14 protein-coding genes are annotated in these 12,630 nt (G+C 56.9%); 9 read left to right on the top strand and 5 right to left on the bottom strand.

From position 1 onward, the window contains the following. Nucleotides 1-2 precede the first annotated feature (2 nt). On the top strand, nt 3-686 hold the full coding sequence (phnL, locus tag ACR0AW_RS10205; RefSeq protein WP_170732769.1) for a phosphonate C-P lyase system protein PhnL: 684 nt from the start codon (nt 3-5) through the stop codon (nt 684-686). Beyond that, nucleotides 683-1,234, top strand: a complete 552-nt coding sequence (phnN, locus tag ACR0AW_RS10200) for a phosphonate metabolism protein/1,5-bisphosphokinase (PRPP-forming) PhnN (protein WP_170596223.1) — start codon at nt 683-685, stop codon at nt 1,232-1,234. Before phnL ends, phnN begins: the two co-directional genes overlap by 4 nt. Here the strand turns inward: phnN and ACR0AW_RS10195 are convergent. Then, a complete protein-coding gene (locus tag ACR0AW_RS10195; protein WP_170732768.1) occupies nt 1,210-1,881 on the bottom strand; it encodes a DUF1045 domain-containing protein in 672 nt (223 codons plus the stop codon). The two genes, phnN and ACR0AW_RS10195, sit on opposite strands and share 25 nt — an antisense overlap. 49 nt (nt 1,882-1,930) lie before the next feature. Between ACR0AW_RS10195 and ACR0AW_RS10190 the strand changes: the two genes are divergently transcribed. The 4 genes from ACR0AW_RS10190 to ACR0AW_RS10175 all read left to right on the top strand — a co-directional run bounded on the left by ACR0AW_RS10190 (nt 1,931) and on the right by ACR0AW_RS10175 (nt 5,511). Then, on the top strand, nt 1,931-3,073 hold the full coding sequence (locus tag ACR0AW_RS10190) for an alpha-D-ribose 1-methylphosphonate 5-triphosphate diphosphatase (RefSeq protein WP_170732847.1): 1,143 nt from the start codon (nt 1,931-1,933) through the stop codon (nt 3,071-3,073). Between the two features lie 445 nt (nt 3,074-3,518). Beyond that, a complete protein-coding gene (locus ACR0AW_RS10185; protein WP_170732767.1) occupies nt 3,519-4,667 on the top strand; it encodes a TolC family protein in 1,149 nt (382 codons plus the stop codon). A gap of 371 nt (nt 4,668-5,038) precedes the next feature. Further along, the gene (locus ACR0AW_RS10180) at nt 5,039-5,281 is read left to right on the top strand and encodes a 6TM ABC transporter family protein (RefSeq protein ID WP_170732766.1); all 243 of its coding nucleotides are present in this window, start codon (nt 5,039-5,041) and stop codon (nt 5,279-5,281) included. Further along, nucleotides 5,266-5,511, top strand: a complete 246-nt coding sequence (locus ACR0AW_RS10175; protein ID WP_170732765.1) for a 6TM ABC transporter family protein — start codon at nt 5,266-5,268, stop codon at nt 5,509-5,511. Before ACR0AW_RS10180 ends, ACR0AW_RS10175 begins: the two co-directional genes overlap by 16 nt. Nucleotides 5,512-5,846: 335 nt before the next feature. Here the strand turns inward: ACR0AW_RS10175 and ACR0AW_RS10170 are convergent, their stop codons facing one another. Then, complete coding sequence (locus ACR0AW_RS10170; RefSeq protein ID WP_170732764.1) at nt 5,847-6,971, bottom strand: metal ABC transporter solute-binding protein, Zn/Mn family; 1,125 nt, start codon at nt 6,969-6,971, stop codon at nt 5,847-5,849. 56 nt (nt 6,972-7,027) lie between these two features. On the opposite strand from ACR0AW_RS10170, the gene ACR0AW_RS10165 reads away from it, so the two are divergent. Genes ACR0AW_RS10165 through ACR0AW_RS10155 form a run of 3 tightly spaced genes read left to right on the top strand, consistent with a single transcriptional unit; the run spans nt 7,028 to nt 9,086 of the window. Next, on the top strand, nt 7,028-7,540 hold the full coding sequence (locus ACR0AW_RS10165) for a Fur family transcriptional regulator (RefSeq protein WP_170407694.1): 513 nt from the start codon (nt 7,028-7,030) through the stop codon (nt 7,538-7,540). A gap of 2 nt (nt 7,541-7,542) precedes the next feature. Continuing rightward, on the top strand, nt 7,543-8,289 hold the full coding sequence (locus ACR0AW_RS10160; RefSeq protein ID WP_170407697.1) for a metal ABC transporter ATP-binding protein: 747 nt from the start codon (nt 7,543-7,545) through the stop codon (nt 8,287-8,289). Continuing rightward, nucleotides 8,289-9,086: a metal ABC transporter permease gene (locus ACR0AW_RS10155; protein WP_170407700.1), complete on the top strand. Its 798-nt coding sequence runs from the start codon at nt 8,289-8,291 to the stop codon at nt 9,084-9,086. The genes ACR0AW_RS10160 and ACR0AW_RS10155 overlap by 1 nt, the downstream gene beginning before the upstream one ends. Before the next feature lie 14 nt (nt 9,087-9,100). Here ACR0AW_RS10155 and ACR0AW_RS10150 read toward each other — a convergent pair whose 3' ends face one another. From ACR0AW_RS10150 to ACR0AW_RS10140, 3 genes are all read right to left on the bottom strand, one after another. After that, entirely contained in the window at nt 9,101-9,682 is a 582-nt protein-coding gene (locus ACR0AW_RS10150) for an XRE family transcriptional regulator (RefSeq protein WP_170407703.1), read from the bottom strand. Nucleotides 9,683-9,829: 147 nt separating this feature from the next. Further along, nucleotides 9,830-10,609 (bottom strand): carnitinyl-CoA dehydratase, encoded by a 780-nt coding sequence (locus ACR0AW_RS10145; RefSeq protein WP_170732763.1) that lies wholly within the window; start codon nt 10,607-10,609, stop codon nt 9,830-9,832. A gap of 3 nt (nt 10,610-10,612) precedes the next feature. After that, the gene (locus ACR0AW_RS10140; RefSeq protein ID WP_170732762.1) at nt 10,613-12,628 is read right to left on the bottom strand and encodes an acetate--CoA ligase family protein; all 2,016 of its coding nucleotides are present in this window, start codon (nt 12,626-12,628) and stop codon (nt 10,613-10,615) included. Between the last annotated feature and the right edge of the window lie 2 nt (nt 12,629-12,630).

Raw genomic sequence — 12,630 nt, 5'->3', positions numbered from 1 at the left:
CAATGATTGAGCTTAACAACGTCTCAAAGACTTTCACTCTCCATAATCAAGGTGCGGCCGTGATCGAGGTGCTGAGCGATGTATCCTTCTCGGTCTCTCCGGGCGAATGCGTGGCGCTGACGGGCGCGTCGGGGGCGGGCAAGTCCACCCTCATGCGTATGATCTATGGCAACTATCTGGCCCGAAGCGGAGAAATTCGCATCGGTGATGTGGATATCGTGCAGGCAGAGCCTCGGACAGTTATCGCCCTGCGCCGCGAGGTTCTGGGCTATGTCAGCCAGTTCCTGCGTGTGGTGCCGCGCGTGCCCACCGTCGATGTCGTGGCCGAGCCCTTGCGGGCTGTGGGCATTTCCGCTGCCGACGCGAAGGCGCGGGCTGAAGCTCTGTTGCGGCAACTGAACATTCCCGAGCGGCTCTGGACCCTTTCACCGACTACCTTCTCGGGTGGTGAACAGCAGCGTGTCAACATCGCACGCGGGTTCGCCCATTCTTATCCCGCGATGCTGTTGGATGAGCCGACTGCCAGTCTGGATGCGGCCAATCGCGAGGTTGTTCTAAGGCTCATCGAAGAGGCAAAGGCGCGTGGTACTGCAATCATCGGCATTTTCCATGACGAAGCGGCTAGGGCGCGCGTTTGTGATCACGAAATCGACGCCAGTCAGTTTTCGCCCGAGGTCGCGGCATGACCCGGGGTCGCCTCATCGCTGTGGTTGGCCCGTCGGGGGCTGGCAAAGACAGTGTGATGCTAGGGCTTTGTGACTTGTTGCCCGATTTGCATTTGGTGCGCCGCGTCATCACCCGGGCACCAGAGTTGGGCGGGGAAGACTATGACGCCGTCGAACTCGCCGAATTTGAAGAAATGGCGGCGAATGGCGCCTTTGCGATGCATTGGGTTGCTCATGGGCTTTGCTACGGGATACCGGTTGCCGTCAAAGATCGGCTGAGTGATGGCGCAGACTGTCTGGCAAATTTCTCGCGTAAAGCTCTGCTCGAGGCCGCAGAAAATTTCCCGCGCTTCATTGTCCTGAATATCACCGCGAAGCCGGAAACTCTTGCCCGGCGTTTGGCGGCTCGCGGCCGAGAAAGCGATAGCGAGATTGCAAATCGGCTTGCTCAGGCAGAAAAACCCTTGCCCGATGGGTTGGGCGTTATCACCATTTCCAACGATGGCCCACTGGCCGAGACGGTTGCGCGCGCCGCGGAGGTCCTTCAACCAGCGAGCGCGTACCGATGAATAAGCTCGAAACGCCCATCAATGCGCTCGCCGCACAAGGCAATTTGGTCGATGACGAAGGGCTCGGGCAAGGCTGGCAAATGGCGGTGCAGCGCCTCGGTCCACACAGGAATATCGCCATTCGGCAGCCGACCCGTCAGCGTCATGTGAAACCGAAACTCGTCCATCACATAGGGATAACCCCACTCGATCAACAGTGCGTCTTGACGTGGGCTCAGCCTTGCACCGCGCCGCCGCTCAAGTTCAGCCTCATCGGTTGGGGCGCGAAACGGGTCAAGCTCACGTACACAGACCGCAGCAATTCTTTGCAAGCCGCTAACATCGCCCTGTGGGGTCAAAGCGAGAAACCGGCCCAGCCTCGTCAGACTCAGCCCTTCACAGCTCGAAGGCGCCAGGCCAGCGGCCATCTCAGACGCCGCCGCTTTCAGGGCTTCAAGCGAATAACCTCCGGCAAGTTGAAAGGGTGGTTTCAGCGTTCCGTGAAAGCCGTATTTGCGCGGTGTCATCGTAACGTCATGCAAATCGGGCAGATCGGGCTGAGGCACCTCGCAGCCCTGCACGACATCCCATCCCAGCCAGCGCGCGCCGAACTGTTCCAATGGTCCTTCGGGCGGCACGTAGTAGATTGCAAATCGAGAGTATGACATGAATTCCCCTTTTCCCGCGCCCTCTTTGGCAAAGGCTTGTGACAGCGATATGTCAGATAATCTGTGCCTTGCGAATGCCCAGCTTGTGATGCCCGATCGGGTAGTAACCGGTTCGGTGACAATCGAACAGGGCATCATTTCCGAGATCACCGAAGGGGATCATGTTCCGACCGGCGCGGTCGATTGTGCAGGTGATTACATCCTTCCGGGACTGGTCGAGCTGCACACCGACAATATCGAACGTCATATCGAGCCTCGCCCGGAAGTGGACTGGCCTCATCTTCCGGCCCTGATCGCGCATGATAGCGAGCTGGCTTCGACCGGAATCACAACCGTGTTCGACGCCATGCGAGTAGGTTCCATTCACAGCGGCAAGGGCCGTTACATCGATTATGCCCGCAAACTGGCGGACGAACTGTTGTCGGCGCGCGCCGCAGGCTATTTCAAGATCAGCCATTTCCTTCACCTGCGAGCCGAGATCTGCTCGGAGACACTGCTTGAGGAATTGGCGACCTTCGGGCCGGAAGACAGGGTTGGCATTGTCAGTCTGATGGACCACACGCCGGGTCAACGTCAATTCAGCGATCTGAGTGCATTGAAGACCTATGTCGCCAAAAAGCGCGGTATGACCGACGCCGATTTCGTTGCACATGTCGAGAACCTGCGTGGTCTACAGCAGCGTTTCGGAGAAAAGCACGAAGCCGGTGCAGTGATCGAAGCCGCCCGTCTTGGCGCCGCGCTGGCCAGCCATGACGATACCACGGCGCGGCATGTCAAAAAATCGTCCGAAAATGGTGTGGCTTTCGCCGAATTCCCAACCACGTTCGAGGCGGCCGAGGCCTGCCGTACCCGCAACATCGCCGTCATGATGGGTGCCCCGAATCTGATCCGTGGCGGCTCGCATTCCGGCAATGTCGCGGCTGAAGATCTTGCAAAGGCCGATCTTCTGGAAATTGTGTCTTCCGACTATGTGCCTTCTGCGCTACTGCTGTCGGCTTTTCATCTTGCCAGTGTTTGGGACGACCTGCCACGTGCTGTGGCCACGGTTACACGTAATCCTGCAATGGCTGTCGGTCTTGATGACCGTGGCATCCTGAAAGTAGGTCTACGCGGTGACGTTCTGCGTGTGCGTCGCATGGGTCAAACACCAGTTTTGCGCGGTGTCTGGAGCCAAGGCAACAAGGTTGGATGAGTTGTGATTGGTTGAATCAAACTTGCTAAACAGAACATTGCTGGCGGCCGAAAGCTCGCGGATTATCAGATGGGATTTGCGCCCTTGCTCCGCTTGATTTTTCTGGACCCGCATCTTGATAAACTGATGTCGTGCCAGAACATTAAACTCGTAAAGAATATGGTTACTTTTTTATCGCACTTTCTCCTGTAACGCAAAATGCGGGCAGCAAGTTCCACGATTAACTGACTGGAAATTTGTTGCTTATCTCAGAGTTGAAATCAGGAGCTTTGGCGGGATGAGGGCATGGTTGTCGGTTGTGATAGCCACTATTATTTTGGCGGGCTGCAGTCAGGATTTACAGGGAACCAAGTCCTTTGATCCCGGGGCGACACCAGCCCCCGCTCCCTTATCGGGGGGGAATAATCTGAAGGGAAATGTCGCACGCACTGAATTCGCTGAGTTGGTGCGAAGGTCTGTCGCGACATCGCCCACCACCGCAGCCGGAGCCGCCAGCGTTCTGGCTTCGAAATCCCGCATTGATGCCGAGCAAGGCGCGTTCCTGCCGCAGATCGAGGCCGAGACATCCCTGACGTCCGATGGGGATACCGTACCGATCCTGCGGCTTAGCCAGATCATCTATGATGGTGGCAAAGTCTCGGGTCGTGTGGGTTTGCGTCAGATTGAAGCCCGGCAGACCTGGTTAAACGAATTGTCAGAGCTGAGCGCGCTGAGCTTCGAGGCCATCGAAACCATAATTGATCTGGATCGAAATCGCCGCCTCGAAGAACAAGCCCAGCAGAATCTGGATCGTACGGACGTTTTGGTCAGCGACCTCCAGTCCCGTTTTGATGCCGGGGCGGGGTCGGTGGCGGATTTGCTGGCGGGGCAGGGGCGGAAGTCTAATGCCGAGACAGAATTAGCGCAGGCTCAGACGGATGTGGAACTGGCGACGGCAACATGGGTCGAAGTCTTCGGAACGCGACCCGGTGCTATTCCGACCATCCCCCCCGCACCCATTCTGGCAGCGGCCACCTCGCAGCAAATGGTTGCACGCAGCCCGCGTCTGCGTACTCAGGTCGCCTTCAGTCAAGTGCGTGCGCAAGAGGTTGTGGTTGCTGAACGAGCGACCCGCCCAACACTCTCTGCGATTCTTGAGACAGATTTCGACCAGGGCAGTATCGACGACGGTGTGCAGGCCCGATTGGGTGTAACGGTCCCGATTTACCAAGGGGGATCCGCGCGCGCCAATGTCGAAACCGCAAGGGCGAATCTTCAACAAAGCCGGGCTGATGAAGAAGAATTGCGGCGCGAGTTGCAACGTAATCTCTCCCAGGCCTTGGAAGAGACCAATTCAATTCAGCGACGGCTCGCCACAGCCCGGCGCGCTGTCGAGATCAATGAGCAAGCGCTGGATGCAGCTCGTGGACAGTTTGATATCGGGCGCAGCACGCTGGTACAGATATTGGATGCGTTGCGCGAGTTGAATCTTGCGCAGGTTCGGGTGATCCAGCTTGAGGCTCAGGCACGTCGTGCAGAATATGCCGTGCTGGCGGTCACGGGCGATATCCTGGACGCGTTGGGTGTTGCACAGCCGACCGATCCAACCTTGTGATATCCGTCGTGAACCCGACTGCGACTAACCCGCTGAATACGCACCTCCGACTACTGACAGAGCATTTGGGTCTTGGGTTGTCCGAGGTGGATATCTTTCGGGTGTTCTAGGGCAATGAAGTCGCCTAGGCGGTCAGCGCAGTGGAAGCGGTGGGCTACAGTCAGGTTTTGGGAAAGCGCGGTTACTGAAACTGGACCTGAACTTGTTTCTGGTCCTGGCGTTTGCCCCAGATGTTCAACCTTTAGTGGTTCTGGATCGAGAAGACACCGACGCTTTCTTGTGATCGATGCCAGCAGCGGATTCAGCGAACCTCAGATCTGGCGGCGACAGGAAACACGACTGCGCAAGACGCGCAGGATATTGCGAGCATAATGCTCGCGCCGCTGGAACGAGAATCGTTTACGCCACAAGGTCATCGGTTTTGGTCCGCGTTCAGCGATCTGCGCGGGGTCTACATTCAGATCCTATTGGCCGCGATGGTGACAAGCGTGCTTGGGCTGGTGACGTCGCGGTTCACCATGGTCGTTCATGACCCCATTCTGCCAAACGAAGTGGTTGATAGCTTGCTGGCTCTAGTCGTCGGGGTGGCCTTGCACTGTTGTTCGATTTCCTGATCAAGAAATTGCGGACACGGTTCATCGATGCAGCGGGAAAACGGGCGGACCTGAAGATCACCGAGCGGCTGTTCAATCAGTTGATGGCGCTTATAATGAAAGCCCGGGGCGGGCAGAATGGACGCATGGCCTCGATCCTTCAGGACTTTGAAGTCGTGAGGGATTTCTTTACGTCTGCCTCGCTGGTTGCTTTGGTCGATCTGCCCTTCCCTTTCGTATTCGTGGCGTGATCTAGGCGATTGGCAGGCCGCGACAGGGGATTGCGATCGCGTCGCGCGCAAGACTTGAGGCTCAGATATCCGGACAAGAATTTGATCTCCCCGACCGTACAAGTGTGGAGGCGGCGTTGCTGAAGGAAGAGATTGGCGTGATCCAACCTCTGGTCGAGCACGGCATCGAAAGTCCGCTGGCGATGATTGACTTGCGCCGGCAGCTTAACCGCCAAATTGGGCAGCTTAGAGAGGCCGGTAGCCGAATACTGATGACTTTGTCGGAGCGAAGAGCGGAAAACTCTGTCAGATTTCAGCCTGGCCGGAACCAACTCCCAACCAGGCTGTTGATTGAGTCAAAGGCACTCAGACAGTGTTTTGGCCAGATTGCTGATGAGTTGCGGGTACAGATTTACTCCGGGTTCCAGATCAGATCCCAGCGGGTCCATGATGCCGGTTTTGGCTTCGGTGCCGTCGAGAACGGTTGCGACAATTCCGGGGTTGAACTGGGGTTCAGCCATGACACAATCCACACCTTCGTCGCGGATACGCCCCTGAATTTCGGCGATCCTTGCCGGGCTTGGATCGGTCGCATCGCTGAGGGAAATTGCACCCGAGGCCGGGAAGCCAAAGGCATCTTCGAAATATTGATAGGCATCGTGGAACACGATGAAGCTGCCACCTTTGACCGGCGCCAGCGTTTCGGCCACTTCCGCTGACAAAGCAGCCATTTCTTCACGCGCAGCTGCCGCATTTGCAAAATAAGCACCTGCGTTGTCTGGGTCAGCCGAAGAAAGCTGCGCCGCGATCGTTTTCAGCCAGATTTCTGCGTTGACCGGAGAGAGCCAGGCGTGCGGATCATGTTCGCCATGCGCGTGGCCCTCATGGTCGTCATGTCCGGCGTGGTCCTCATGATCATCGTGGTCATGCTCATCCGCATGCTCTTCGTCATGATTATGATCATCATGCTCTTTGTCCTCGGCATGATCCTCGTGATCGTTGTCATCGTCTTTTGCATGATCGTCGTGGTCGTCGTGATCATGACCATCATCCTCAGCATGGTCGTGATCGTCATGATCGTCATCCCCATGATCTTCGTCGTCGCCATGGTCATGCGCTTCGAACAAAGCACTTTCACGGAAATCGAGCAGAACCGTTCCGTCCGACTCAAGCAACGCCGTAACAGTCGCCCCGTCGCTGAGCGTCTCGACTGCGCCTTCCATCCACGGGGTCAGGTCCTCGCCAATCCAGAATACCAGATCTGCCTCTTGCAGTGCGGCTGCTTCTGACGGACGAAGGTTGTATTCGTGTGGCGAGGCACCGGGCTGCACTATCAATTCAGGCGTTCCTACCCCCTCCATCACCCGGGCCACGAGTGAGTGAACGGGTGCGATGTCAACCGCAACCTTGGGTGCATCCGCCATGGCGGTTCCGCCCATCAATGCAGCGGTAATCGATAGTGGGAGCAGCTTTCTGGACATCAGACCCTCTGTGTGATTTTATAACGTTACGAGCGGCATATATGATATGGTATAACATGACAAGTGAGATGCACCCCATTTCGGTTGGTGAAGATGCGCCGGTAGGATTTCAGGAGCATGATCACAAGAATTGCGTCGAAACGGCGTTGGCCACAGCGGATGCTCGGTGCAGGGAAGAAGGGTTGCGGCTAACCCCTGTGCGGCGAAAAGTTCTTGAAATGCTGTTGCAAGACCACAAGTCGCTCGGGGCATACGCTATTCTGGACCGTTTGCGCGAAGCCGGTTTTGGCTCTCAGCCGCCGGTGGCTTATCGCGCGCTTGATTTTCTTGTCCAGAACGGGTTCGTCCACAAGATCGAACGTTTGAACGCCTTTGTGGCCTGTTCTCATCCAGGAGCGTCGCATTCCCCGGCTTTCATGATCTGTAGAAAGTGCGATGCTGTTGCCGAGGCCCAGTCGGCGCCATCCAAAGGCGTCCTCGGCGCAGCTGCGCGCGCGGCGGGTTTCGAAATCGAGCGAACCGTTGTAGAAGCCGAGGGACTCTGCCCAGACTGCACCGAAAAGGCGTAGACATGACCCTGATCACCGTTGAGAACCTCAGCGTGCGTTATGGCGCGAATACCGTTCTGCGCCATGTCGGCATGACGATCGAGGCTGGTGAAATCGTGACGATCGTTGGTCCAAACGGATCGGGAAAGACCAGCCTGTTGCGTGCCGTCATTGGCGCGACCAAGCCTGCAGAAGGTAAGGTTACGCTGAAGCCTGGGCTAAAAATCGGGTATGTCCCCCAAAAACTGCACATTGATCCGACCCTGCCGATATCAGTCGAAAGATTCATGCGTCTGACGGATCGTGTCTCTAGGCTTCAATGTACAGAAGCGCTTGAAACTGCTGGGGTGCCGGATCTGCTAAAGCGCCAAATGTCGCAATTGTCAGGCGGACAGTTTCAGCGCGTCTTGCTGGCGCGGGCGTTGATCAATCGGCCCGACGTTCTGCTTTTGGACGAAGCCACTCAGGGTCTCGACCAACCGGGGTCTGCGGCGTTTTATCGTCAGATCGAGGAGGTCCGGCGTGAAACCGGATGCGCCATACTGATGATCAGCCATGAATTGCACGTGGTCATGAGCGCGTCGGACAGGGTGATCTGCCTCAATGGTCATGTGTGCTGCCAAGGGTCCCCCGCAGTCGTAGCTTCGGCCCCGGAATATCGGGCCCTGTTCGGAACGGGTACCGGAGGCGCACTGGCCCTCTATCGCCATGATCACGACCATGATCACGATCACGGTCACTGTGAAACCTCTCAGGAAGCCGCAGAATAATGCTGGATGATTTCATGACGCGCGCGACGCTTGCAGGTGTTGGCGTTGCTTTTGCTGCGGCACCACTGGGGTGTTTTGTTGTCTGGCGTCGAATGGCCTATTTCGGGGATGCCACCGCCCATGCGGCAATCCTGGGTGTCGCTTTGTCGCTGACGTTTCAGCTGTCCATCTTTACTGGGGCGCTAGCTGTTGCGCTTGCAATGGCACTTACCGTGACACTGTTGTCCGGACGTGGCTACGCGATGGATACACTGCTGGGTGTTCTAGCACATTCTGCACTTGCCTTCGGTCTAGTCGCCGTATCGTTCCTGTCCGGTGTTCGCATCGACCTGATGGCCTATCTCTTCGGTGATATTCTGGCCGTGTCACGCACCGATCTGGTTGTGATCTGGGGGGGCGCAGCGCTTGTCGTGGCCCTGATCGTATGGCGCTGGTCGCAGCTTTTGACGGCGACCATGAATGAAGAGTTGGCCTATGCCAGCGGCTTTGACCCCAAGCGAGAGCAGTTGATCCTGACGCTGTCTCTGGCAGTTACAGTGGCCGTGGCGATAAAGGTCGTAGGTGTTCTTTTGATTGCTGCAATGCTGATCATCCCGGCGGCGGCTGCGCGCAGTCTGGCCAGATCACCGGAAGCGATGGCTTTGATTGCGGCGGCGATTGGTGCATTTTCCGCAATCGCCGGGCTACGGGCTGCTTACATATTTGATACGCCTGCAGGGCCATCCATTGTTTGTGTTGCTGCAGTAGTGTTTGCGTGTTTCAGCCTGATCGGATGGCAAACGCGGCGTGGAACCTAGGGCATCTGCAAAGATCAATGCGGTCGCGTCGACACGGTCACGAATTCAATTTCGTCTGACAGGATGTCCCGCACCCCATGTGGGAGCTTGGCGTCGAAGCTGAGCGTGTCACCTTCTGAAATCTCGAACTCTTCGGTCCCACAGCCATAGATGGCGCTGCCTTCAATCATGTAGATGAAGACGTAGCCTTCGTGCTGATAGTTAGGCAACTTGCGTTGGTCTTGTTTTGAGATGCGGATGCGTGCGGATTGGAATGACCCGCTAGGCCCGCTGTGTTTGCCGAGCAGTAGATAGTCATGGGCATGGTCTGGTGTGATACGCCGCGACGGCAATCCGGTTCCCGCCTGAACGTGATGCACATCCGAGGTCGTGTCGGTATGGCTGAACATCGCCATCAGAGAGACAGATAGTGCATCTGCCAACGCGTGTAAGGTACTAAGGGACGGCGACACATGACCATTTTCGATTCGGCTGATCATGGGCGCGGAAACCTTTGACTGCGCAGCAAGTTCGGTCACCGTGAGCTGACGTTCCTGTCGCAAACGCTGCAGGGTTCGCCCGATCTCAAGTTCTGGTTCTGTTTTCTTGTCCTGCATCGGGCCGCTTTGACATTCCTTCTTCCAGTTAAAGTAGCTGTGGCCTGAATTGCAGGATAGTAAAAGTGTGTTCTAACAAAAAACAAGCTTAGCTGAGCGATTGGCGCAAAACTGCGCCAATGCGATGAAGGCAGCGGTGTTTTGAACTTATTTTCCTTTCCAGACCGGATCACGCTTTTCAGCGAAGGCTTTTGCGCCTTCAAGCTGATCCTCGCTGGAATAGAGGATATCGACGGTGCGCAGCTGGCGCTTGGTGATGCGGTTCATGGCGTCCTGAAATTTGCTGTCTTCAGCTTCGCGCACGACCTCTTTGATCGCAGCATAAACCAGCGGAGGACCCGAGGCGAGCAGACGCGCCAATTCCCAGGCACGATCCATCAGTTGATCGGCAGGCAGGACTTCATTGACCAAGCCCCAACGCTGACCTTCTTCGGCATCGAACCAGCGTCCAGTCAGCAATAGCTCCATCGCGATGTGGTAGGGAATGCGTTTGGGTAGCTTGACGCTCGCCGCATCTGCAACGGTTCCGGATCGAATCTCAGGCAGGGCAAAAGTTGCGTGTTCAGCGGCCAGGATCATATCGGCTGAAATCGCAAGCTCGAGCCCGCCACCACAGGCAATACCATTGATGGCCGCGATGACCGGTTTGTTCAGATCGCGTAACTCCTGCAAACCGCCAAAGCCACCGACACCATAATCTCCATCTACGGCATCGCCTTCGGCGGCTGCCTTCAGGTCCCAGCCGGGGCAAAAGAATTTGTCACCTGCTCCGGTCAAGATCGCGACGCGCAGTTCGGGATCATCGCGAAACTTGGCAAATACCTGCCCCATGATGCGGCTGGTAACTAGATCGATTGCATTGGCTTTTGGCCGATCCAGCGTCACTTCGAGAATTGCGCCGTCACGGCGGGTCTTGATCGGGTCCATTTCTCAGGCCTTTCTGATAAGCGCATCCACCGCCACCGCCCGGGTGGGCGTGCAGAGAAGCGGGTTGATTTCGACCTCGCCGAGCGTTTCGGCATTTTGCATTACATAGTCTTGAACGGCCTGAATGGCGGCAACGATTTCATCCATATCAGCCGCTGGTTGGCCTCGATAGCCTGCCAGCAATGACGCGATCTTTAGTTCGCCGAGAGCAGCGCGAATACTGTCGGATGTTGCCGGGACCAGAAGAGAGGTGGTATCGCGCAATATTTCGGTCAAGACACCACCGGCCCCTATTGTCAGCACAAAGCCATGGGCAGGGTCCCGCACCACACCGACTAGGATTTCAGCCACCGCACCCGTGATCATCTCTTCGATCAGAATCTCATCGGTTCCAATATCCGCTGCCACACCTGTCACATCGGCAGCCTGAACCCTCAATCGTACAGCGGAATGTTCGGACTTGTGGGCAAGGCCGACGCCTTTGACAGCAAATGGCGCTTCCATTTCTTGCGCCGCGCTGAGGGCTTCCTTTGCGCCACGAACGGACCTGTTTCGAGGGATGCGCAAACCATGGGCAGCCAGAGCTTGCTTGGCCTCGGCTTCGGACAGCGTATGCTTGACATCAGACGTACCCGGCAAGCAGATTGGCGCGCTTGCAGGTACGGCGACCTGACCCGCCGCGCGCGTGGCAGAAAGGGCTTCGCGGAGACCCATGAGGGGTACCACACCGGCTTCCATTAGGGTTTGTGCTACATCCTCAGGTAGCAATTCGGGCAGGGTAGAAACCACAGCAAAACGCGCACCCGTATCTGCCCGCACTTTTTGTGCTGTACGCGTGGCAGCGGCCCAATCTGTGGGATCGGTGGTCGGGTAATCAACGATCGTGAATGTCAGATCTATGTCGTCGCCAGTCATTCCCGCCCAGGCGTTCGCCATCGCCTCTTCATCGCGCCAGATATAGGTGTGGTAATCGAGTGGATTGCTTAGTGCGACCATCGGACCAAGCGCATCGCGTAATCGGGTTTGCTTATCTCTGGACAGTTCTGGAAATCTGAGGCCGGTGCCGATCGCCATATCGGCGATCAGGCTGGCCTCGCCGCCCGAGCAGCTGATCGAAGCAATGTTGTCCCCCGGTAAAGGCCCATAACAATGCAACAATTTCAGGGTTTCCAGAAACTCGGGCAGCGAGGACAGGCGCGGGATGCCCAGCCGGTTTAGCAAAGCCTGCGCACCCGCATCGCTCCCAGCCAGTGAGGCGGTATGAGAAACTGTTGCTGCCTGCGCCTGTTCGGATGCACCCACCTTAAGTGCGATCAGAGGCACGCCTTTCCGATGTGCTTTGGCAGCAAGGGCCTCCCATTCGCGGATATCCTTGAAGCCCTCGATATGTAAACCGACCGCAGTGACCCGTGGATCATCGATCAGCGACATGGCAATCTCAGCCTGACTGGTCTGCGCCATGTTTCCGCAAGTCACCATATAGGCAATCGGCAGGACTCGTTTCTGCATAGTCAGGTTGATCGAGATGTTGGAGCTCTGGGTCAGAATGGCAACGCCTCGATCTACCCGAGCGGCTCCATGCTGATCGGGCCACAATAGCGCACCATCAAGCGCATTGATAAAGCCATAGCAGTTCGGCCCAAGAATGGGCATGCTGCCTGCTGCATTGATCAACTCTGATTGCAAATCTCCTCCTGCCTGATCCTCGGCTGCAGCTTCCGAGAAGCCAGAGGCAAAGCAAACTGCGCCGCCGCTGCCCATGTCTGACAGAACCTGAACGGCCTCAACGGTGGCGTGACGGTTGATGCCAACAAAGGCCGCGTCCGGGGACGATGGCAGGTCTTCAATCCGTGCGTAGGCCTTGTGCCCGGCAATTTCATCCGCCTTGGGATGGACAGGCCAGGTTTTCCCTGCGTAGCCCATGCGTTCCGACTGCAGGATAACCTGCTGGCACCACGCGCCGCCGCCGATCACCGCGATGGATTCTGGGCGTAGAAGACGGGAGATATCTTTGCTCATTC

This window comes from Ruegeria sp. C5, assembly GCF_056537605.1.
This window is presented reverse-complemented; position numbering and strand designations above follow the sequence as displayed.

Bases quoted from the DNA above. Each gene is read 5' to 3' on its own strand.
- phnL (WP_170732769.1), top strand. From the start codon at position 3: ATGATTGAGCTTAACAACGTCTCAAAGACTTTCACTCTCCATAATCAA.
- phnN (WP_170596223.1), top strand. From the start codon at position 683: ATGACCCGGGGTCGCCTCATCGCTGTGGTTGGCCCGTCGGGGGCTGGC.
- ACR0AW_RS10195 (WP_170732768.1), bottom strand. From the start codon at position 1,881: ATGTCATACTCTCGATTTGCAATCTACTACGTGCCGCCCGAAGGACCA.
- ACR0AW_RS10190 (WP_170732847.1), top strand. From the start codon at position 1,931: ATGTCAGATAATCTGTGCCTTGCGAATGCCCAGCTTGTGATGCCCGAT.
- ACR0AW_RS10180 (WP_170732766.1), top strand. From the start codon at position 5,039: ATGCTCGCGCCGCTGGAACGAGAATCGTTTACGCCACAAGGTCATCGG.
- ACR0AW_RS10170 (WP_170732764.1), bottom strand. From the start codon at position 6,971: ATGTCCAGAAAGCTGCTCCCACTATCGATTACCGCTGCATTGATGGGC.
- ACR0AW_RS10165 (WP_170407694.1), top strand. From the start codon at position 7,028: ATGACAAGTGAGATGCACCCCATTTCGGTTGGTGAAGATGCGCCGGTA.
- ACR0AW_RS10160 (WP_170407697.1), top strand. From the start codon at position 7,543: ATGACCCTGATCACCGTTGAGAACCTCAGCGTGCGTTATGGCGCGAAT.
- ACR0AW_RS10155 (WP_170407700.1), top strand. From the start codon at position 8,289: ATGCTGGATGATTTCATGACGCGCGCGACGCTTGCAGGTGTTGGCGTT.
- ACR0AW_RS10150 (WP_170407703.1), bottom strand. From the start codon at position 9,682: ATGCAGGACAAGAAAACAGAACCAGAACTTGAGATCGGGCGAACCCTG.
- ACR0AW_RS10145 (WP_170732763.1), bottom strand. From the start codon at position 10,609: ATGGACCCGATCAAGACCCGCCGTGACGGCGCAATTCTCGAAGTGACG.
- ACR0AW_RS10140 (WP_170732762.1), bottom strand. From the start codon at position 12,628: ATGAGCAAAGATATCTCCCGTCTTCTACGCCCAGAATCCATCGCGGTG.